Here is a 1,501-nt window from a genome sequence, read left to right on the forward strand (position 1 = left end):
CTAGCATTACAGTTGCATTTTCGACGAGGTTCTGACTCTCTGCGTCACCATGATTCGCGCATCATGGACATCGGGGACCTCGATCGAGGCGACGCTGGAGTTGTGGGCCTCGTCGCTGCGGGAGGTGAAGGGACGCTTGCGCCCGCTGTTTACGCAGGAGCGGGTCGCGGCCTCGGCCGGGGCATTCCTGGACGGGCTGCTCGGCGCGGAGCGGCGCAAGACGGGTTGGATGCGGGCGGAAGCCGCGGGCGATCCCGGGCCCTGGCGTCAGCAAGCGGTGCTCGGGCGCGGACGCTGGGATGCGGATGCCTTGCGCGACGTGGTGCGGGACTATGCCCTGGAGACCCTGGCTGACCCGGACGCGGTTCTGGTTCTCGACGAGACCGGCTTTCTCAAGCAGGGTAAAGCCTCGTGCGGCGTGCATCGCCAGTACACCGGCTCGGCCGGCAAGATCACGAACTGTCAGATCGGCGTGTTCGCGGCCTACGCCTCGCGGCACGGTCATGCGTTCATCGATCGGGCCTTGTACCTGCCCAAGACCTGGACCTCGGATCCGGCCCGATTAGCCGCCGCCCACGTGCCGGAGGGAACGAGCTTTTCGACCAAGCCGGGATTGGCTCTGGCGATGATCGAGCGGGCGATCGCCGCCGGCGTGCCGTTCTCCTGGGTGGCGGCCGACACCGTCTACGGGGTCGGCGACATCGAGATGGCGCTACGCCGCGCGGGCAAGGGCTACGTGCTTGGGGTCAAGACCGATCACAGGTTCAATTCCTGGGTCGGCAAGCCGCCTGTGGCCGGCACCGCCGAGGTGATCGCCAACAGCCTCGCTTCGTCGGCCTGGGCGCGCCTATCGGCGGGAGAGGGGACCAAGGGCGCACGACTGTACGACTGGGCCTATTGCGAGTTGGCCGACCTCGCTGGCGCCGACGACGACCAAACCAGCGTGTGGACGCGCGGGCTCCTGATCCGCCGCAGCCTGAGCGATGGCGAGCGGGCATACTTCACGACCTGGTGCCCGGCCGGCACGCCGATCGCGACCCTGGTGGCGGTCGAGGGCCAGCGTTGGACGATCGAGGACGCGTTCGAGACCGCCAAGACCGAGCTTGGGCTGGCTCACAACGAGACCCGCTCCTGGCACGGCTGGCACCGGCACGTCAGCCTGGTGATGATGGCCTTCGCGCTGCTGGCGGTGATCCGCCATCACGCCAACACGCCGCCCCCAAAAAGCCGAGCCAGGACGAGATCACGCCCCCCGAGGCTGCGCGCCCGCTGATCCGCTGGTCGGTCCAGGAAATCCGCCGCCTCGCCGTACGGCTGGCGCAGCGGCGCATCCAGCCCGCCCACGTCGTCGCGTGGTCGCTCTGGCGACGCGCGCATCAGGCGGCCGCCCGAAACGCCCATCTCAAACGCCGAGCGTCAGACGCCAAAGGGCGTCACCGCCGTAAGCCCAGCAAAACACGCCGACGACGGAAAAGCCAAAAAACGCAACTGTAATGCTAGG

General features: G+C 68.0%; 1 protein-coding gene. It reads left to right on the forward strand.

Annotation, left to right across the window (positions count from 1 at the left end):
• The first annotated feature begins 49 nt into the window (after positions 1–49).
• Positions 50–1,273, forward strand: coding sequence for an IS701 family transposase (locus FV242_RS33850; protein WP_147942022.1), 1,224 nt, complete (start codon positions 50–52; stop codon positions 1,271–1,273).
• Positions 1,274–1,501 lie beyond the last annotated feature (228 nt).

It is taken from the genome of Methylobacterium sp. WL64, from assembly GCF_008039945.1.
Lineage (GTDB): Bacteria > Pseudomonadota > Alphaproteobacteria > Rhizobiales > Beijerinckiaceae > Methylobacterium.